Genomic DNA, 19,969 nt, shown 5'->3' with positions numbered 1-19,969 from the left:
ATGACCTCTGGCGTGCTCGACGTGTAGCGATGTCGATCGACGGCACGTGCGTGCCTCATGACAAGAAAAGCAACACGGGAGGACGTCATGAGCGCGCCCCTCAACGAGACCGATTATCTCGCCACCCTGCACGGCCTGTGGGACAAGGCTTGGCCGAAGAGCATGCCGCGTTCGCCGAACTATCTGCACGGCGAAGTTCCCTTGACGGAATATCTGCGCGCGTGGGCGAGGCGCAGTCCGGAACGACCCGCGGTGATCTTCTACGGTCACGTCACGACCTACGCGGATCTCGACCGGCAGAGCGACCGCTTTGCCGCGCTGTTGCAGGCCAAGGGCGTCGGCAAGGGCGACCGCGTCGCCGTGTTCCTGCCGAACTGCCCGCAATTCCACATCGTGTTCTTCGGCATTTTGAAGCTCGGCGCGGTCCACGTCCCCGTCAGCCCATTGTCGCGCGCGTTCGAGCTGGCCTACGAGCTCAACGACACCCAGGCCGAGGTGATCGTCGCGCTCGATCAACTCACCCCCGTCGTCGACCAGGTGAGGGGCGAGGTGCGCCTGCGCGAGATCATCGTCACCAGCTTCGCCGACGTCGTGCCGGCAACGCCCACGTTCCCCGCGCCGGACTCGATCCGTGCGCCGCGCGTCGCGGTTGCGGGCGCGACCGATCTGTTGCCCGCACTCGCCGCGATGCCCGCACCATCGCCGCTGCCGGCGCCCGGGCTCGATGATGTCGCGGCACTCAACTACACCGGCGGCACCACCGGCATGCCAAAGGGCTGCGTCCATACCCACCGCGACATGGTCTACACGGCAGCGGCCAATTACGGCATCTCGGTGCTGTCGGACGAGAGCAGCGTGTTCCTGTCGTTCTTTCCGGAGTTCTGGATTGCAGGCGAGAATTTCGGCCTGATCTTCCCGCTGTTCTCCGGCGCCACGCTGGTGCTGCTCGCGCGCTGGGACGCCGTCGGTGCGATGGCGGCGATCGACAAATACAAGGTCACGATCACCGCGATGCCGGTCGACGGCGCGGTCGAATTGATGGACCATCCGCGCTGGAGCGAGTTCGATCTGTCCTCGCTGAGCCAGGTGCGCGTCGTCTCCTTCGTCAAGAAGCTCAATGCCGACTACCGAAAGCGCTGGAAGGATCTCACCGGGACGGTGCTGATGGAAGCGGCCTGGGGCATGACGGAGACCCACACTTCCAACACCTTCACGGCGGGTTTCCAGCACGACGATTTGGACCTCAACAATCAGCCGATCTTCGTCGGCCTGCCGGTCCCCGGCGCCGAGTTCAAGATCACCGATTTCGAAACCGGCGCGCTGTTGCCGCTCGGTGCGGAAGGCGAGATCCGCGTGCGCACGCCGTCGCTGCTCAAGAGCTATTGGAACAAGCCGGAGGCGACCGCCGAGTCGCTCGTCGACGGCTGGCTGCGCACCGGCGACATCGGCAACATCGACAAGGACGGCTTCCTGCACTTCCTCGGCCGCCGCAAGGAGATGCTGAAGGTCAAGGGCATGAGCGTGTTTCCGCCGGAGATCGAGGCGCTGCTGGGGCAGCATCCGAAGGTGCTAGGCTCGGGCGTGGTCGGGCGCGACGACCCTGACAAGGGCCAGGTGCCGGTGGCTTACATCCAGCTCAAGCCGGAGGCGGTCGGCACCATCTCTGCGGAAGACCTGCGCGCATGGTGCGCCGAGCGCATGGCCGTCTACAAGGTCCCGGAGATACGCATCATTGAAGCCCTGCCGCTGACGGCAACAGGCAAGGTAAAGAAGCAGGACCTCGATCCCAATCGTCCTGCTGCCGTCTGAGTGAGAGATACGATGTCGTTCAAGAAACTCCTGATTGCCAATCGCGGCGAGATCGCCATTCGCATCGCGCGTGCGGCGGCCGATGCCGGCATCGCGACCGTTGCGATCCATCCGGCCGACGATGCGCTGTCGCTGCACGTGCGTGTTGCCGACGAAGCGGTCGAAATTCCCGGCCGCGGCGCCCGGGCCTATCTCGACATCGATGCGGTGGTGAAAGCGGCGAAGAGCGTCGGCTGCGATGCCGTGCATCCAGGTTACGGTTTTCTCAGCGAGAACGCGGCGTTTGCCAGGGCCTGCGGCGATGCGGGCATCGTTTTCGTCGGGCCGAAGGCTGCGGCGCTCGAGCTGTTCGGCGACAAGGTTGCGGCACGGCAACTGGCAAAACGCTGCGGCGTGCCGATCATTGCCGGGACCAGCGGGCCGTCCTCGCTCGACGAGATCTCGGCGTTCTTCACGTCGCTCGGTGGCAATGCGGCGATCGTGATCAAGGCGATGGCCGGCGGTGGCGGCCGCGGCATGCGCGTGGTGGAGAACGCGTCCGATCTCGCGGAAGCCTATGCGCGCTGCCAGTCGGAGGCCAAGGCCGCGTTCGGCTTCGACGGCGTCTATGCCGAGCGGCTGATCCGGCAGGCGCGCCATATCGAGGTGCAGATCATCGGCGACCATCACGGCGCGATCTCTCATCTCTGGGAGCGCGAATGCACCATCCAGCGCCGCCACCAGAAGCTGATCGAGGTGGCGCCGAGCCCCTCGCTGAGCGATCCCTTGCGCGGCCGCATCATCGAGGCGGCGAGGCAGCTCGCGACGGCAGCGGCATACGACAATCTCGGCACCTTCGAGTTCCTGGTCGACGGCACCGCCGAGGACAGCTTTGCTTTCATCGAGGCCAATCCGCGGCTTCAGGTCGAACATACCGTCACCGAAGAGGTGCTCGGGCTCGACCTCGTCCGCGCCCAGCTCGCGGTTGCTGCGGGCAGCACGCTGGCCTCGCTCGACCTTGCGCAAGGCTCGATCCCGAAGCCGCGCGGCCATGCCATGCAGCTTCGCGTCAACATGGAAACGCTGGACGAGACGGGCGCGACGCATCCGACCGGCGGCGTGCTCGCATTGTTCGAGCCGCCATCGGGGCCCGGTGTCCGCGTCGATAGTTTTGGTTACGCCGGCTACAAGACCAGCGCGGCCTTCGATTCGCTGCTGGCGAAGGTCATCGTGCATACGCCGGGCGAAGCCTGGCATGACGTCGTCGCCAAGGCCTCGCGCGCCTTGCGGGAGTTCCGGATCGACGGCGTCGTCACCAACATCGCCTTTCTTCAGGCCGTGCTCGCACACCCCGATTTCAGGACCAACCGCATTGCGACCGATTTCATCGATCGCAATATCGCCAAGCTCGTGGACGCGGCCGACGGCGCGGCCAGGCCGCTCTACTTCGCCGCGACCGAGCGAGGCGGCGGCCACAGCGCGGAGGCGCAAACTGCGCAAATCGTGCCGGAAGGCACGGTGATGGTCGCGGCGCCCTTGCAGGGAACCATCGTCACCATCCAGGTGAAGGAAGGCGAGATCGTGCGCCCCGGCCAGCAGCTTGCCGTGATCGAGTCCATGAAGATGGAGCATCTCGTGATGGCCGAGCAGGGCGGCCGGGTCATGAAGCTCGCCGCCGGCGACGGCGCCACGCTGCTGCATGGCGAGGCCATCATGTATCTCGAGCCGCTCGACGTTGCGGCCGATAGCACGGCCGCGGAAGCCGATATCGATCTCGATCACATCCGTCCCGATCTCGCCGAGCTGATCGCGCGTCAGGCCAACACGCTGGATGCGAACCGCCCGTCATCGGTCGAGCGCCGCCGCAACACCAACCAGCGCACCGCGCGCGAGAACGTTGCCCAGCTCGTCGACGACGGCTCTTTCATGGAGTACGGCAGCCTTGCGATCGCGGCACAGCGGCGCCGGCGCAAGCTCGACGATCTCATCAGGAACACGCCCGCGGACGGCCTCGTCATGGGCGTTGCCACGGTGAACGGCGAGAAGTTCGGACCCGAAGGGGCGCGCTGCATCGTCGTGGCCTACGACTACACCGTGCTCGCGGGCACGCAGGGCCACATGAACCACAAGAAGATCGACCGCATGCTGACGCTTGCGGAAGACTGGCGCGTGCCGCTGGTGTTTTACGCCGAAGGCGGCGGCGGCCGGCCCGGCGATACCGACCGACTCGGCATGACCGGGCTCGACGGCCCGTCCTTCGTGCAGTTCGCAAGGCTCTCCGGCCTCGTCCCGGTCGTGGGCGTCGTTTCCGGTTATTGCTTTGCCGGCAACGCCGCGATGCTCGGCTGCTGCGACGTCATCATCGCGACCAAGAACGCCTCGATCGGCATGGGCGGTCCCGCCATGATCGAGGGCGGCGGCCTCGGCGTCTATCATCCGGCCGAGGTCGGCCCTGTTGCGTTCCAGTCGCCGAACGGCGTCATCGACATCCTCGTCGAGGACGAGGAGGAGGCAACCCGCGTCGCGCAGAAATACCTCTCCTACTTCCAGGGCGCGGTGACGGAGTGGCAGGCCGCCGACCAGCGCCTGCTCCGCCGCGCCATTCCGGAGAACCGCCTGCGCGTCTACGACATTCGCAGCGTGATCGATCTCGTCGCCGACGAGGATTCCGTGCTGGAGCTGCGCCGCGACTACGGCGTCGGCATGATCACCGCACTGATCCGCATCGAGGGCAAGCCGTTCGGCCTGATCGCCAACAACCCGCGCCATCTCGGCGGCGCCATTGATGCCGATGCCGGCGACAAGGCCGCGCGCTTCCTGCAGCTCTGCGATGCCTTCGATCTTCCGATCATCTCGCTCTGCGACACGCCCGGCTTCATGGTCGGCCCCGAAGCCGAGAAGACCGCGATCGTGCGCCACGTCTCGCGGATGTTCGTGACAGGTGCGAGCCTCACCGTGCCGCTGTTCGGCATCGTGCTGCGCAAGGGCTATGGGTTAGGTGCGCAGTCGATGATCGGCGGCGGCTTCCATGCCTCCTTCTTCACCGCGGCCTGGCCGACCGGCGAGTTCGGCGGCATGGGCCTGGAGGGCTATGTCCGCCTCGGCTTCCGCAAGGAGATGGAGGCGATCGCCGACCCCGAGGAGCGCGAGACCTATTACCGCAACAAGGTCGCCGAGCTCTATGCCAACGGCAAGGCGGTCTCGATCGCCTCGGTGTTCGAGATCGACAACGTCATCGACCCCGCCGAGACGCGGCGCTGGATCATGGCCGGCTTGCGGTCGGCGCCGAAGCCGCCCGCCAGAACGGGAAAGAAGCGGCCGTGTATCGATACGTGGTGAGGGCAGTGCAGCAATTTTGATGATGCCGCGGCTGTTACTTCAGCTGTCATTCCGGGGCGGCTCGAAGAGCCGAATCCGGAATCTCGAGATCCCGGGTTCGATGCTTCGCATCGCCCCGGGATGACGAGGAGGCAGTGTCCCTTCCATCCAGTTCCCGGTTCCCGATTGACATCCCCGCCCGTGCTGCCAGACTTTGCACAATAATACAGGGTGGAGACGTCCGCGATGGCCAGCCTGTCGGCCTCGAACCATGTCGCCCGGGTCTTGTCCGTCGCCAATCATGTGGCCGACGTCGATGCCTCTGCGCGCATTGCCGATTCCTGGCGGCGCTCCCTAATCAGCCACAAGCTCGATCCCGCCCGTCGGGGACCGCCGCAGACGCTGACCGCAGCCGAGATCCGCCACGTCGCCCAGCCCATGGAGGAGACGATCCGGCTCGCCACGTCCGAGCTCGAGGATCTCGCCCGCGTGCTGCGGGAGGCCGGCTATTGCGTCAACCTCGCTGATGCCAACGCGACCATGCTGTTCAGCCGCCTGCCGGGCGAGGCCGACACCGAGATTTTCCTGCGCTGGAAGGTCTATACCGGCTCGAATTTCTCGGAGGCCCATGAAGGCACCAACGGGCTCGGCACCTGCCTTGCGGAGCAAAAGCCGATCCTGGTTCATCGCGACGAGCATTTTCGCGAGCAATGGGGCATCTTCTCCTGTGCGGTGACGCCGCTGTTCGACCAGGCCGGCCGTATCGCAGGCGCCGTCAACATCACGTCCTGTCGTGATGACCTCAGCCGCGCCGCGCACCAGCTTGCGCTCGCGGTCACGATGCAGGCGACGCGCCGCATCGAGGGCGCGATCTTCCGCGACCATTTCCGTAACGCCTGGATCGCGACCGTGCCCGGCGATGACGGCAGCGGCCTGCTCGCCTATGACGACGATCGCCGCGTCGTCGGCGCCTGCCGGTCCGCGCGCGCACTGCTGGGCCTTACCGACGGCTTGATCGCTTCCGGCATCGACCTGTCGCGCTACATCAAGTTCGATCATCACGCTGCGCGCGACGAGGGCGACATCGTCCAGCTGCGCCGCGCCGATGGCAGTCCGTTGGGGCAGGGTCAGATCGCGCCGCCGCAGCGCGCGCGGCCGCTCACCAAGCGCCGCGATCCGCCCGTCGATCGCTTCGATGCGCTGCACCGGCTTGCCGGCGGCGATCCCGGCCTGGTCAGAAGCGTGAAACGGCTGAAGCGCATCGGCGACCACAATCTGCCGGTGCTGCTGCAGGGCGAGACCGGCGTCGGCAAGGACGTGTTCGCGCGCGCCATTCACGCGGCGAGCAACCGGGCGCGCAACAATTATGTCGCGCTGAATTGCGCCGCGATGCCCGAGAGCCTGATCGACGCCGAACTGTTCGGCTACGAGGCCGGCGCCTTTACCGGTGCGCGCCGCGACGGCTCAAAGGGCCTGATCGTGCAGGCCGATGGCGGCACGCTGTTTCTCGACGAGATCGGCGACATGCCGATCGCGCTGCAGACGCGCCTGTTGCGCGTGCTGGAAAACCGCGAAGTCTGGCCGCTCGGCGCGCTCAAGCCTGTCGCAGTCGACATCCGCCTGATCAGCGCCACGCATCGGGACCTGGGCCGCATGGCGGAGGAGGGCGCCTTCCGCGCCGATCTCTATTTCCGTCTGCGCGGCCTTGCGGTGCGGCTGCCGGCCCTGCGCGAACGCGCCGACCGGGACGATATCATCCGTCAGATTGCGCGCGAGGAAGCACCAAGCTGCAGGCTTTCGGACCAAGCTTGGTCGCAGCTTGCGGCCTATCCGTATCCCGGCAACATGCGCCAGCTCCGCCACGTGCTGCGGCTCGCCGGCTGCACCGCGGAGAACGGCGTCATCACCGATGCCGATCTCGATCTGCCGCCGTTTGGCGGGCGGGTTGAGCCCGACCTCGAAGCAGCCGAGCGCGCCACGATCATCGAGGCGCTCCTTAAGCACGGCGGTCGCGTGACGGAGGCAGCACGCGCATTGAAGCTGAGCCGCGCGACGCTTTATCGGAAGATCAAGGCGATGAAGATCGAGACTGCCCAGTAGCGTTCTTCCTTCCCCTCTCCCCTTGTGGGAGAGGTGGCTCGCCGCACAGCGGCGAGACGGGTGAGGGGTATCTCTCCGCGAATCCAATTCCCGCTCGAACTCGCCGAGAGATACCCTCATCCGGCGCTTCGCGCCACCTTCTCCCGCAAGGGGAGAAGGAAAGGGCAGCGAGCCTGGAGCGCAAGGCCTACGAAAAATCCGTCCAGCTCAAATGCCGTGAATCGAGGTCGCCGACCGTCACCGTCTCGCGCATTTCATGCGGTGTGTGGAAACTGCTGCGCAGGTACACCAGCGGCCTCGCTCCATCCGCATGCGACACCCCCCGCACCTCGCCGACGAAGATCGAATGCGTCCTGGTCTCGAACTCCTGCGCCAGAACGCAATCGAATGCGGCGACCGCATCCGTCAGCACCGGGGCACCGGTCGCGCCGCGCGTCCACTGCCCGAAGGCAAAACGGTCGTCGCCGTTGACGCCCTTCTGGCCGCTGAAGGTGAGCGCGAGCAGCGCGTGATCCTCGTGCAGGAAATTGATCGCGAACGCGCCTTCCTCGCGGATGCGCCCATGCGCGCTGGCGTTGCGGTTGACGCAGACGATCAGCGAGGGCGGTGAGTCCGACAGCGAGCATGCCGACGTCACCGTCAACCCGGTGCGCTTGCCATGCTCTGCGCCGACCGTGACCAGCGCGACGGCACCGGCGCATTGGCGCATCGCCTGCTTGAAATCCTTGGCGTCGAGAGGTTTGGCGTCCACGGAAATCTCCGAAAATCGCTGCGGGTGCGGCACGATCGCGCCGCACCCGCGTCGGGTCAAGCCGCCTTCTTCGCGGAGCCGAGATGCGCAACGCGCGGCATCACCTCGTTCTTCAGCAGCGAGAGCGAGTGATGCCAGGCTTCGGCCTTGTGCTTGTAGTCGAAGCCGAACACCAGCAGCACGCCGAAGCCGCCGACCTCGTCGTAGATCTTCTCGATCTTCTCGGCGACGGTCGCGGGCGAGCCGACGATCCAGTTCCGCTTGGCGCAATATTCGACGGTGACGTCGCTGTCGGGCACGTCGGGCGCGTGCTTCAGATAATCCTTGAAGCCGAAATGGCCGAGCAGCGGCAGGAAGTACTCGCTCATCATCCGGCCCATCATGTCGCCGGTCGAGAGCTTCCAGGCCTCTTCATCCGTGTCGGCAACGAACACCTCGCGCACCAGACGCCAGTCCGCGCGGTTCGGCTTGCGTCCGGTCTTGGCGGCGCCGATCTCGACGGAGTCCCAATGGCTGGAGACATAGGCGGGGTTGAGGTTGAGGCTCATCGGGATGAAGCCGCGCTCGCCCGCGAGCTTCAGCGTGTCCGAGTTCTTCGACAGACCAGCGACGCCGATCGGCGGATGCGGCGCCTGCAACGGCTTGATGTGCGGCTTGAGGAAGTCGAACATCGTGTCCGGCTTGGTCACCGTCCAGAACTTGCCTTTGTGGGTGAACGGCGCAGGCTCGGTCCAGAGTTTCAAGATGATCTCGAGCGCCTCGCGGGTCATGTCGCGGTTCTGTCCGCTCATGCCGTCAACGTTGAACATCGCCCAGTCGCTCGGCAGGCCCGACGCTGCGACGCCGAAATTGAGCCGGCCCTCGGAGAGATGGTCGAGCATCGCGACACGGTTGGCGAGCTCGGCCGGGTGGTGATAGGGCAGGAGGAAGCCGCCCGGCCCGATGCGAAGCTTCTTGGTCTGCATCAGCGCCTGTGCGATCAACAGGTCCGGCGTGGGGTTGGGTTCCCAGGGCGCGGTGTGGTGCTCGCCGACCCAGGCCTCCTGATAGCCGAGCTCGTCGAGCCAGCGCATGACCTGCAGGTCCCAGTCGTTCCCTTCCTTCAGGCCGCACTCCGGCGGATGCGAAGGCATCGTGAAATAGCCGATCTCCATGGGTTTCCTCATCTGGTGTTGACGCGTCTTGTCGCGCGTTGACGGATGTGAGTGCGTAGCCATGAGCAAGCGGTGTGCCAGCGCGGCAACGTCTCGGGCCCCGCGAGAAAAGGCTGGTTTGCGGCGGCAATAGCCGATATCCCGGGGCGGATTTGCTAAGCGTCGTCTCATTGTCGCGAGACGGTGTCTTGGCGTTGAGACGAGGATACGCGTTGAGATGACCGAACCCGCTTATGTCGCGGTGGACTGGGGCACCAGCAGTTTTCGCCTGTGGCTGGTCGATCGTGCCGGCGAGGTGCTGGCCGAGCGCCGCAGCGACGAGGGTATGCTGGCGGCGGCGAAGACCGGCTTTCCCGCCGTGCTGCAAGCGCATCTTGCGGCGGCCGAAGCGCCGGATCATCTGCCGGTTCTCGTCTGCGGCATGGCCGGCGCCAAGACCGGCTGGGTCGAAGCCGGCTATGTCGATACGCCGGCGCCGCTCTCGGCCGTGCTGAAACAGGCCGTGCGCGTTCCCGGCCAGGCGCGCGACATCCGGATCCTGCCCGGCATTGCACAGCGCGACGCAGCCGCGCCGGACGTCATGCGCGGCGAGGAGACGCAGCTGCTCGGCGCGCTCGGCCTCGATGCCGCCGGCGAGGCGCTGGTCTGCATGCCCGGCACGCATTCGAAATGGGTGCGCGTCAAAGGGGGCATCGTCGAACGTTTCTCCACCTTCATGACCGGCGAGCTCTTCAGCGTGGTCTCGCGCGAGACGATCCTGTCGTTCGCGGTCGCGGGCGCTGATGAAGCCGAGGATGTCGCGAGCTTCAAGGCGGCGGTCAAGGCCGCGTACGCGGCGCCGGCCTTCGCCGCCAACCTGTTGTTCGGTGCGCGGTCGCGCCAGCTTCTGTTCGGCGGCACGCCGGCCGCGGCGCGCGAGACGCTGTCGGGCACGTTGATCGGCATCGAGCTGGCGGCCGGGCTCTCCGGCACCGTGCCGCGAGCGGGTGTCGCGTTGATTGCCTCGGGGCGGCTTGCGATGCTGTATCGCCACGCCTTCGACGCCTTGTCAGTGACCGCCGGGCCGGTCGATGCGGATGAAGCCGTTCGCCGCGGCCTGTCGATGGCGGCTGCCGCGATCTGGAGGAAGTAGAAGGAACTTGAGATGACCGTTGCCTTTCCGCCGATGAAGCGGCCGCTGGTCGCGATCCTGCGCGGCGTCAAGCCCGAGGAGACCGAGGCCATCGTCAGCGTGCTGATCGAAGCCGGCATGACCGCGATCGAGATCCCCCTGAACTCGCCTGATCCATTCCGCTCCATCGCAACGGCGGTGAAGCAGGCGCCGTCAGGCGTGCTGATCGGCGCCGGCACGGTGCTGACCACCGCGGATGTCGATCGCCTCAACGACGTCGGCGGCAAGCTGATGGTCTCGCCGAACGTCGACACGCAGGTGCTCGTGCGTGCACATCAGTACGCCATGGTGACGCTGCCCGGCGTGTTTTCTCCGACCGAGGCGCTGCTTGCCGCACGCTCCGGCGCATCGGGATTGAAATTCTTTCCGGCAAGCGTGCTAGGCGCCGCCGGCATTGCCGCGATCAAGGCGGTGCTGCCATCAGGCGTGATGATCGCCGCCGTCGGCGGCGTCTCCGACCAGAACTTTGCCGAATATATCAAGGGCGGCGTGACCGCCTTCGGGCTCGGCTCGAGCCTCTACAAGCCCGGCATGAGCGCAACGGATGTGGCCGCTCGCGCAAAGGTGACGATCGCGGCTTACGATCGGGCGATTGCGAAAGACTGAGCCGCCAATAAACAAGCCGTGATGCCGTCACCGTCGCGCGTTATCCTATCTTGCGTGATCAGCGAGATCAGGAGACCGACATGGCGATCAACAACGTGGCCGATCTGTTCGTGGCAACGCTCGAACAGGCCGGCGTCAAGCGCATCTACGGCATTGTCGGCGACAGCCTGAACGCCCTGACCGAGGCGCTGCGCCGCCGCGGCCACGAGGAGGTCGCAGCGTTCGCCGCCGCCGGCGAAGCGGAGATGACCGGGAGCCTTGCGGTCTGCGCGGGCTCCTGCGGTCCCGGCAATCTGCATCTGATCAATGGGCTGTTCGATGCGCATCGCAGCCGCGTTCCCGTGCTGGCGATCGCCGCGCAGATCCCGACGGCCGAGATCGGCGGCGGCTATTTCCAGGAGACGCATCCGCAAAACCTGTTCCGCGAATGCAGCCATTATTGCGAGCTGGTCTCCGACCCGAGCCAGCTTCCCTTCGTGCTGGAGAACGCCATCCGCGCGGCGGTGGGCCTGCGCGGCGTCGCGGTCGTCGCCATGCCCGGCGACGTCGCGTTCCGCAGCCCGCCCAAGCGCGCGCTGTCGACGGCGCGCGGCCTCAACGTGCCGGCGCCGAAGGTGATGCCGCAGGCGGACGAGCTGCAGGCGCTGGCCGACCTCCTCAACGGCGCCGAGCGCATCACCTTGTTCTGTGGCCGCGGCTGCGCCGGCGCGCATGCGCCCTTGATGCAGCTTGCGGAGGCGCTGAAGAGCCCGATCGTGCATGCGCTCGGCGGCAAGGAGCATGTCGAATACGACAACCCCTACGACGTCGGCATGACCGGTTTCATCGGCTTCTCCTCGGGCTACGCGGCCATGCACGCCTGCGACGCGCTGGTGATGCTCGGCACCGATTTTCCCTACAAGCAGTTCTTCCCGACCGATGCGAAGGTCGCGCAGATCGACATCCGCCCGGAAAATCTGGGACGGCGGTGCAGGATCGATCTCGGCCTCGTCGGCGACGTCAAGCTCACCATCGCGGCGCTGCTGCCGCTGCTCAAAGCCAAGACCCCGCGCAAGCATCTCGACGATGCCATTGCGCATTACAAGAAGGCGCGCGAAGGGCTCGATTCGCTCGCCAAGGGCACGCCGGGCAGCAAGCCGATCCACCCGCAATATCTCGCAAAGATCATCAGCGACCACGCCTCAAATGACGCCATCTTCACCGCCGATGTCGGGACGCCGACGGTGTGGGCCGCGCGCTATCTCGACATGAACGGCCGCCGCCGGCTGATCGGCTCCTTCGTGCACGGCTCGATGGCCAACGCGATGCCGCAGGCGATCGGCGCGCAGGCTTCGCAACCCGGCCGACAAGTGATCTCGCTCTCCGGCGACGGCGGCTTCACCATGCTGATGGGCGATCTGATCACGCTGACGCAAGAGAAGCTGCCGGTGAAGGTCGTGATATTCAATAACGGCGTGCTCGGCTTCGTCGCGCTGGAGATGAAGGCGGCCGGCTTCGTCGACACTAATGTCGACCTGGAGAACCCTGACTTCGCGGCGATGGCGCGCGCGATGGGCATCTTTGCCAAACGCGTCGAGGATCCCGGCGAGCTCCCCGGTGCGGTGAAGGAGATGCTCGCCCATAACGGGCCGGCGTTGCTCGACGTCGTCACCGCCAAGCAGGAATTGTCGATGCCGCCGACCATCACCACCGAGCAGATCAAGGGCTTCAGCCTCTGGGTGCTGCGCGCGGTGATGAACGGCCGCGGCGACGAGGTGTTGGATCTCGCGAAGACGAACTTGCTGCCACGCTAGCGCGTGATGGCTACAGCGGCGGTGCGCGCCCTCTCCCGCTTGCGGGAGAGGGTTGGGGAGAAGTGGACGAGCCCTTCATGCGCGGCTAACCCCGCTTCACCGAAGGTGCCGGCAGCCGCTGCTCACGGCGCTGGAGGCGTTGCCAATGCAGCGCGGTGCCGATCAGCAGGGCTGGGAGGAAGCCGAGCACGATCAGGAAATGCGGCAGCTGCGTCGGTGAGACGAAGGCGATGGCGATGTCCGAGATCAGCCAGAGCGCTGCGAAGATCACCGCAAAGTCGGTTCGCGGGCAGCGGAGGTAGTAGAACACGGCGGTGATGAGAACCGCGGGACCGATCGCAACGCCGATCATGATTGCGGTCAGCTCCTTCGGCGTCAGCGCGTCGAGCATCATCGAGGCCAGCAGCCAGAGTGCGGCGAACATGGCGACGATGTCGAGCGGATGCCGCAATCCAATACCTCTCGCAGTGACGCGCTATCGTTGTGGCCGGAACTGCGGCCGTCAAGTCAAAAGGCGCTTATTCCTCGTCACTTCCCGGCGTCGGGCGCAGCATGAAATGACCAAAAGCGGTGGCGATCGGCTTTTCCGCATCGTCCTGCCAGGCGCGCGCCTCGAAGGCGACGATGCGCCGTCCCTGCTTCACGATCGAAACATCGGCGAACGTGTCGAGGGCGCGGCCGGAACGCAAATAGTTGACGGTAAGGCCGATCGGCTTGGGCAGCGCGGCGGTGCCGAGCTCGCGCGCCACGCCGACGATCGCGGTGGTCTCGAGGAAGGCGCCTGTCATGCCGCCATGGATCGCAGGCAGGATCGGATTGCCGATGATCACAGGCGAAAACGGCATCGTCAGCGTGCTGTCGCCGTTGACGCGGATGCCGAGGCAGCGCGCAAACGGGCTGTGCGCGAACGGACCGTCAGGGTCCGCCGGTGCCTCCAGCGTCGGGATGCTCCGTGCGTCCATCCTGCGGTCCGCGAGCATGTTGGTGCGGTTGGCGCCGATCATGAAGCAGGCGGTCGCGGTCGCCACCGGATCGTCCTCGGATTCCTGATAGGCGGTGGAGCGCACGAAAGCGATCGAGCGTGTGGTGCGGTAGCAGACCGAATGCGCCTTGATGTCGAGGCCGGGTGTCGCCGGCTTCTGGTAGTCGATGCGCAGATCGAGCGTGGCAATCGCGCGCGTGCCGTCGAGCGCAAGCTGCACCGCCATGCCGCAGCTCTCGTCCAGCATTGCGGTGACGACGCCGCCGTGCAGCACACCGGTCTCGATGTCGCCGACGAAGACGGGCCGGTAGGGCAGGCTGGACCAGGCCTCAGCCGGCGCGAAACGGTCGAGCTGGAGCCCGCTGATATGGCCGTAATCGGAACGGCGGCCCTTGATCGCCTCGGCAAGTTCCTCGAACGGGAGCGTGGTCGGTATGGTGCTCATGGTGACGTTCTAGACCAGTGTCGGGCGCCGCGCAAAACCCCTGAAGGGCCTCGACAGAGCGGGCCAAAGCACCGATGGTGGGCGCTTCGTTCGTCGTTTAGCTGCAAGGAGCGCCCATGGCCGACCCCGAAACGCCTGCCGCCAATCAGGGGCCCGTCACTATCTCGACCTCCAGCTCGGAGCGGGCGCCGATCATCTATTTCGACGGCGCGTCCTGCTTCGGCCATCACAACGGCGCGATCCAGATCGAGCTCGCCGCGAACCTCTTGATGCCGATCGGCGCCGCCGTCAGGGTCGACGTGGTCCAGACCGCGCACTTACGTTGCAGCGTGGCCGCCGCGCTGGCGCTGCGCGAAGCGCTCGAAAAGGCGCTGGCGATGTACCAGCAGGGCCAGAAGCAACCGGTGGCGGAGGAGATCCCGGCGGTGAAGAACTGAGGCTGCTTGTGCGATCGCATGACACTGCGATCGCAGCTTCTCAGCCCACATGCACCTTCGGCTTCCTGCCGCCGTTCCACTTGCCGTCGAGCGCGCGCTCGATCTGGGCGGCGAGCTGCAGCAGGAGGCCGTCATTGGCCTGCTTGGCGATGGCCTGGATGCCGAGCGGCAGGCCGTGCTCCTGGCTCGCCATCGGCATCGAGATCGCCGGCATGCCGCAGAGATTGGCGAGCGGCGTGAAGGCGAAGAAGCGCCAGAGATTGCCGAACCAGTCCAGCACATCGCGATTGTCGGAGATGGTGAGATATTCCCTGGTACCGACCTTCGGCGTCGGCAGCGCCGTGATCGGCGTCAGGATCACGTCCCACTGCTCGAAGAAGGCGCCGAAGCCGCGCGATGTCGTGTTGAATACGCCCTGCATCTTCGCCCGCTCGGCAAAGGTGGTATGGCGGCCGGCTTCCCAGATCCGGATGTTCATGGGCTCGATCAGGTCTTCCGGCGGCTTGTCCAGCCCGCGCGCGGCGAGCATGTTGGAGATCACCACCGCAAAGTTCGAGATGTAGCAGGTGGTCTGCGCGGCGAAGGCGGCTCGGAAATCGAGCTCGGGCAGCGCGTAGTCGACGTGATGGCCGAGGCCTTCGAGGAAGCGGCCGGTCTTCTCCAACTCGGCTGCGATCTCAGGCGTAGCCTTGTAGTCGCCCCATGTGTGCGACAGCGCGATGCGCAGCTTTGAGGGATCGCGCTTGATCATCTCGGAATAGGGCTGCGCCGTGGTCCAGAACGGCATGAACTCGCCAGGCGCAGGTCCCCTCGCATGATCGACGAAGGCGGCGGTGTCGCGCACCGAGCGCGACTGGCAGCCCTGGATCGAGACGAGGCCGGTGAGGTCGGACATGTGCGGTGCGAGCGAAAACACGCCGCGCGAAACCTTCAGCCCGATATTGCCGTTGACGCCGGCGGGAATGCGGATCGAGCCGCCGCCGTCGGTTGCATGCGCGATCGGCACCACGCCGGCTGCGACCATCGCGGCGCTGCCCGCGGACGAGCCGCAGGTGGTGTAGTCAGTATTCCAGGGATTGCGGGTGACGTAGACGGCGGGATTGTCGGCCGAAGAGCACACGCCGAATTCCGGCGTGGTGGTGCGTCCGATCAGGTTGAGCCCAGCCTGGCGGAATTTTCCGGTGAGGAACGTGTCGGCCGCGGCGCGATTGCCGCGCATCAACAGCGAGCCCATTTCCTGCAGCCGGCCCTTCATGGTCGGCCCGAGGTCCTTCATCAGGAACGGCAGGCCGGCGAACGGACCTGCGAGATTGGCGCCGTCCTTGGCGGGATCGGCGATCACGTCCTCGAACAGCTCGACTACGCCCGACAGCGCCGGATTGACCTTGGCGATCCCCGCGGCAGCCTGGCGCGCCAGCTCCTTCGCCGTCAGCTCGCCCTTGCGGACGCGCCCCGCCAGCGCGACGCCGTCGTGCTGCGCCCATTCAGTCCAGCTCATCGGCAAGGTCATGACGTCCAAATCCCCTTGAATAGTGGGGCCACCTTTTTCGCAAGGGGCCGCCTGAATCAACTGAGCCGGCGCGAGGGGCAGGGTTGCGTGGGGCGGAGAGGTGACGGGCCGTCTCGATCCGACAGTCGTGCGGTCGCTGCAACCCGGGCTACGCGATCGTCCCTGTGTCGGCCTATGTCAATCCACACGTGCAAAAATATTCCGCTTTACCGAAATTCGGTTTCGGCGTATGTGTCGGCCATCCTGATCCGGCGAAAGGGGCGGTCGTACGTCGTTTCGAACCGCGGATCGGGGAGCGGTGGACGCGGCAGCGTCGTGCACGAGAGGCGGGAACAGGGCGGGAGAACCCCGTGAGGTCCCGGCGGCGTGCGGACGAGCGGCGCTGATGCGTACGGCCAAATCGCGTGGTCCTGGCTGTCGTTGCTACAGCCAAGCCTTGCGGAGGTGCGGGCCGCCCGACCGGGCGAAGCGCACCGCCAATTCGCGAGGAGACGGAGGCAAGCAGGAACTCGTCTCCGGGGAGAGCGCGCCATACGCCGTCAAACATCGCGCAGGGAAGGCCGGACGTTTCCGGCTTCACCTGTTATCCGTTGTGCATTGCGTGTGCATTCTCATCGCACGACGGACAAGCGGGTGCCAGCCGGCGCCCGGCCTTCCCTGCGCCCTCTCGCTATGAGGGCGTGAAGAGGACAGCAAAACTCGGGCGGAACAAGCCGCGAGGAGGTGAAGGCATATCTGCGCCTACACACTCGCTGTCATCGCCCGGCTTGACCGGGCGATCCAGTACGCCGAGACGGCGGTTGTTGAATCGAGAAGCCGCGGCGTACTGGATTCCCCGCATTCGCGGGGAATGACAGCGGAAGTTGGAGAAGCAAGCTGCCACGCCACACTCCGTCATTGCGAGCGCAGCGAAGCAATCCAGAATACCTCCGCGGAAAGACTCTGGATTGCTTCGTCGCAAGGGCTCCTCGCAATGACGGGGAGAGAGCGGGCCGCCATACTCTCCGCTCATGCCCCGGACGCAGCGCAGCGCCGCCGGCGACGCGAAGCATCGTCGGGGGTGGTGCGCTGCAGAGCCGGGGCCATCTCGCCGCGCGCCGTGCCGTTCCTGGGTCCCGGCTCTGCGCCGCATCGCTTGCGCGCTGCAGCGCCGTCCGGGACGCGCAAAGGTGCTGTGTGCGGCATCCCCACGAATGTGGCGAGATCGCATCGGTTCAACAAAAAAATCCCCTGTCGACGGTCGCCCGCGGTACCTTGATGAATCAACCCCGGTTGGTCCATAAGCGGCGTCCCGTGGTCGGTGGTTCGCCCCCGTATTGCGTGCTTGGATAGAGGAATTCTCGCGTGGCAAATATCAACCAGAAAATTGCGCAAGAGCTTGGGGTTCGGGCCGAGCAGGTCGAAGCGACGGTGACGCTGCTCGACGGCGGCGCCACGGTTCCCTTCATCGCCCGCTACCGCAAGGAAGCGACCGGTGCGCTCGACGACGCGCAATTGCGTACTCTGGAAGAGCGCCTGGGTTACCTGCGCGAGCTTGAAGACCGCCGCAAGGCCATCCTCGAATCAGTTCGGGAGCAGGGCAAGCTCGATGCCGCGCTCGAGGCCTCCATTCTCGCCGCCGACAGCAAGGCCCGCCTCGAAGACATCTACCTGCCGTTCAAGCCGAAGCGCCGCACCAAGGCGGAGATTGCCAAGGAAGCCGGCCTCGAGCCGCTCGCCAATCAGCTGATGGCGGAACCCACCAACGATCCGAAGGTCGTCGCGGAAAGCTTCGTCAACGCCGAGAAGGGCGTTGCGGATGCCACAGCTGCGCTGGACGGCGCCCGCGCCATCCTGGTCGAGCGGTTCGACGAGGACGCCGATTTGATCGGCGCGCTTCGCGAGGAGATGTGGACCAACGCGCGCATGGCGTCCAAGGTGCGCGACGGCAAGAAGACCGAGGGCGAAAAATTCGCCGACTATTTCGAGTTCTCCGAGCCGCTGACCAAATTGCCGTCGCACCGCATCCTCGCGATGTTCCGCGGCGAGAAGGAAGAGATCCTCGACCTGCAAATCCAGGCCGAGGCCGAGGCGCCGCCGCCGGGCGTGCCGAGCGCCTATGAATTGAAGATCATGAAGCGGTTCGGCATCGCCGACCTCAAACGCGCCGGTGATCGCTGGCTGATCGACACCGTGCGCTGGGCCTGGCGCACCAAGATCCAGGTGCATCTCAACATCGACTTGCGCATGCGGCTGTGGAACGCCGCCGAGACCGAGGCCGTGCGCGTGTTCGCGTCCAATCTGCGCGATCTCCTGCTGGCCGCGCCTGCCGGCACCCGCGTCACCATGGGTCTCGATCCCGGCTACCGCACCGGCGTCAAGGTCGCCGTCACCGATGCGACCGGCAAGGTGGTCGATACCGCGGTGATCTATCCGCACGAGCCGCAGCGGCAATGGAACGAGTCGCTCGCGATCCTCGGCAAGCTCGCGTTGAAGCATCGCGTCGAGCTGATCGCGATCGGCAACGGCACCGCCTCGCGCGAGACCGACAAGCTCGCGGGCGATCTCGTCAAGGGTCTGGCCGAGCTGAAGATGACCAAGATCGTGGTGTCGGAGGCCGGTGCGTCGGTCTATTCGGCTTCGGCTTTCGCCTCTGAGGAACTGCCGGGCCTCGACGTCACCCTGCGCGGCGCCGTCTCGATCGCGCGCCGTCTGCAGGATCCGCTCGCCGAGCTGGTCAAGATCGAGCCCAAGGCGATCGGCGTCGGCCAGTATCAGCACGATCTCGGCCAGGCCAAGCTCGCCAAATCGCTCGACGCCGTGGTCGAGGATTGTGTGAACGCGGTCGGCGTCGACGTCAACACCGCCTCGGCGCCGCTGCTCGCCCGCGTGTCCGGCGTCGGCTCAGGCCTGGCGCAGAGCATCGTGGCCCACCGCGACGCCAACGGCCCGTTCAAGTCGCGCAAGGCGCTCAAGGACGTGCCGCGGCTCGGGCCGAAGGCGTTCGAGCAGTGCGCCGGCTTCCTGCGCATTCTCGGTGGCGAGGACCCGCTCGATGCGTCCGGTGTTCATCCGGAAGCCTATCCGGTGGTGCGCCGGATTCTCAGCGCCACCAAGAGCGACATCAAGGCGCTGATCGGCAGCAGCGAGATCGTGCGCACGCTGAAGCCGAAGGACTTCGTCGACGAGACCTTCGGTCTGCCGACCGTCACCGACATCCTGCGTGAATTGGAAAAGCCCGGCCGCGACCCGCGTCCGGCGTTCAAGGCCGCGGTGTTCATGGAGGGCGTCGAGGAGATCAAGCATCTCAAGAAGGGCATGATCCTCGAGGGCACCGTGACCAACGTCGCCGCGTTCGGCGCCTTCGTCGACATCGGCGTTCACCAGGACGGTCTCGTGCACATCTCGGCGATGTCCAAGACCTACATCAAGGATCCGCGCGAGGTGGTAAAGCCCGGCGACATCGTCAAGGTGAAGGTGCTGGACTTCGAGGTCGCGCGCAAGCGCATCTCGCTGACGCTGCGCCTCGACGACGAGGTCGGCTCCAAGAAGGACGCCCCCGGAATGCAGCGCGACAACAGCTCGCGCAACCCGTCGCGCATGACCTCCTCCGCACCCCGCAAGCAGGAATCCTCCGGCGGCGGTGGGGCGCTCGCCGAAGCACTGCGCCGCGCTGCGGAGAAGAACAACGGCAAGCGGGCGTAGCAGCTGAGCAGCCTGAATAGGGCAAGCTCCATCCACGCCGTCATTGCGAGCGCAGCGAAGCAATCCAGGGTCCCGCCGCGGAAACAGTCTGGATTGCTTCGTCGCATCAGCGCAAAATTGCTGCGCAATTTTGTCGCGAGCTCCTCGCAATGACGGGGAGAGAGCGCCCGCTCCCTAACACCCGCGTCAGAATCTGGCGTCTTTGTAAGTTGAAGCTGCCTGTTCCTTGC

Annotated in this window: 13 protein-coding genes; 8 read left to right on the top strand and 5 right to left on the bottom strand. The window is 65.9% G+C overall.

Annotation, left to right across the window (positions count from 1 at the left end; translation table 11 throughout):
- The first annotated feature begins 87 nt into the window (after positions 1-87).
- From IVB26_RS32470 to IVB26_RS32460, 3 genes are all read left to right on the top strand, one after another.
- Complete coding sequence (locus IVB26_RS32470) at positions 88-1,809, top strand: AMP-binding protein (RefSeq protein WP_247969080.1); 1,722 nt, start codon at positions 88-90, stop codon at positions 1,807-1,809.
- Between the two features lie 12 nt (positions 1,810-1,821).
- Complete coding sequence (locus tag IVB26_RS32465) at positions 1,822-5,127, top strand: acetyl-CoA carboxylase family protein (protein ID WP_247969079.1); 3,306 nt, start codon at positions 1,822-1,824, stop codon at positions 5,125-5,127.
- A 225-nt stretch (positions 5,128-5,352) separates the two neighbouring features.
- Entirely contained in the window at positions 5,353-7,206 is a 1,854-nt protein-coding gene (locus IVB26_RS32460) for a sigma-54-dependent Fis family transcriptional regulator (RefSeq protein WP_247969078.1), read from the top strand.
- A 187-nt stretch (positions 7,207-7,393) separates the two neighbouring features.
- Here the strand turns inward: IVB26_RS32460 and IVB26_RS32455 are convergent, their stop codons facing one another.
- Together IVB26_RS32455 and IVB26_RS32450 are read right to left on the bottom strand one after the other, a co-directional pair.
- A complete protein-coding gene (locus IVB26_RS32455) occupies positions 7,394-7,963 on the bottom strand; it encodes a flavin reductase family protein (protein WP_247973328.1) in 570 nt (189 codons plus the stop codon).
- Between the two features lie 50 nt (positions 7,964-8,013).
- Positions 8,014-9,111 carry an LLM class flavin-dependent oxidoreductase gene (locus IVB26_RS32450; RefSeq protein WP_247969077.1) on the bottom strand — a complete coding sequence of 366 codons (1,098 nt, stop codon included), beginning with the start codon at positions 9,109-9,111 and terminating at the stop codon, positions 8,014-8,016.
- Between the two features lie 217 nt (positions 9,112-9,328).
- Here IVB26_RS32450 and IVB26_RS32445 point away from each other — a divergent pair, with 217 nt between their 5' ends.
- The 3 genes from IVB26_RS32445 (at position 9,329) to poxB (ending at position 12,681) form a co-directional block, all read left to right on the top strand.
- On the top strand, positions 9,329-10,243 hold the full coding sequence (locus IVB26_RS32445) for a 2-dehydro-3-deoxygalactonokinase (protein WP_247969076.1): 915 nt from the start codon (positions 9,329-9,331) through the stop codon (positions 10,241-10,243).
- A gap of 12 nt (positions 10,244-10,255) precedes the next feature.
- On the top strand, positions 10,256-10,888 hold the full coding sequence (locus IVB26_RS32440) for a 2-dehydro-3-deoxy-6-phosphogalactonate aldolase (protein ID WP_247969075.1): 633 nt from the start codon (positions 10,256-10,258) through the stop codon (positions 10,886-10,888).
- 80 nt (positions 10,889-10,968) lie between these two features.
- Complete coding sequence (gene poxB / locus IVB26_RS32435) at positions 10,969-12,681, top strand: ubiquinone-dependent pyruvate dehydrogenase (protein WP_247969074.1); 1,713 nt, start codon at positions 10,969-10,971, stop codon at positions 12,679-12,681.
- A gap of 85 nt (positions 12,682-12,766) precedes the next feature.
- Here the strand turns inward: poxB and IVB26_RS32430 are convergent, their stop codons facing one another.
- Positions 12,767-13,132, bottom strand: a complete 366-nt coding sequence (locus IVB26_RS32430; protein WP_247969073.1) for a hypothetical protein — start codon at positions 13,130-13,132, stop codon at positions 12,767-12,769.
- Positions 13,133-13,199: 67 nt separating this feature from the next.
- Positions 13,200-14,108: a PaaI family thioesterase gene (locus IVB26_RS32425; RefSeq protein WP_247969072.1), complete on the bottom strand. Its 909-nt coding sequence runs from the start codon at positions 14,106-14,108 to the stop codon at positions 13,200-13,202.
- 116 nt (positions 14,109-14,224) lie between these two features.
- Here IVB26_RS32425 and IVB26_RS32420 point away from each other — a divergent pair, with 116 nt between their 5' ends.
- Complete coding sequence (locus IVB26_RS32420; RefSeq protein WP_247969071.1) at positions 14,225-14,545, top strand: hypothetical protein; 321 nt, start codon at positions 14,225-14,227, stop codon at positions 14,543-14,545.
- 40 nt (positions 14,546-14,585) lie between these two features.
- Here the strand turns inward: IVB26_RS32420 and IVB26_RS32415 are convergent, their stop codons facing one another.
- On the bottom strand, positions 14,586-16,055 hold the full coding sequence (locus tag IVB26_RS32415; protein ID WP_247969070.1) for an amidase: 1,470 nt from the start codon (positions 16,053-16,055) through the stop codon (positions 14,586-14,588).
- Between the two features lie 1,344 nt (positions 16,056-17,399).
- Here IVB26_RS32415 and IVB26_RS32410 point away from each other — a divergent pair.
- Positions 17,400-19,739, top strand: coding sequence for a Tex family protein (locus IVB26_RS32410; RefSeq protein ID WP_247969069.1), 2,340 nt, complete (start codon positions 17,400-17,402; stop codon positions 19,737-19,739).
- Positions 19,740-19,969 lie beyond the last annotated feature (230 nt).

The organism is Bradyrhizobium sp. 195 (assembly GCF_023101665.1).
GTDB lineage: Bacteria > Pseudomonadota > Alphaproteobacteria > Rhizobiales > Xanthobacteraceae > Bradyrhizobium.
Note: the sequence above shows the minus strand (reverse complement) of the source record. Positions and strands in the feature narration are given on the sequence as shown.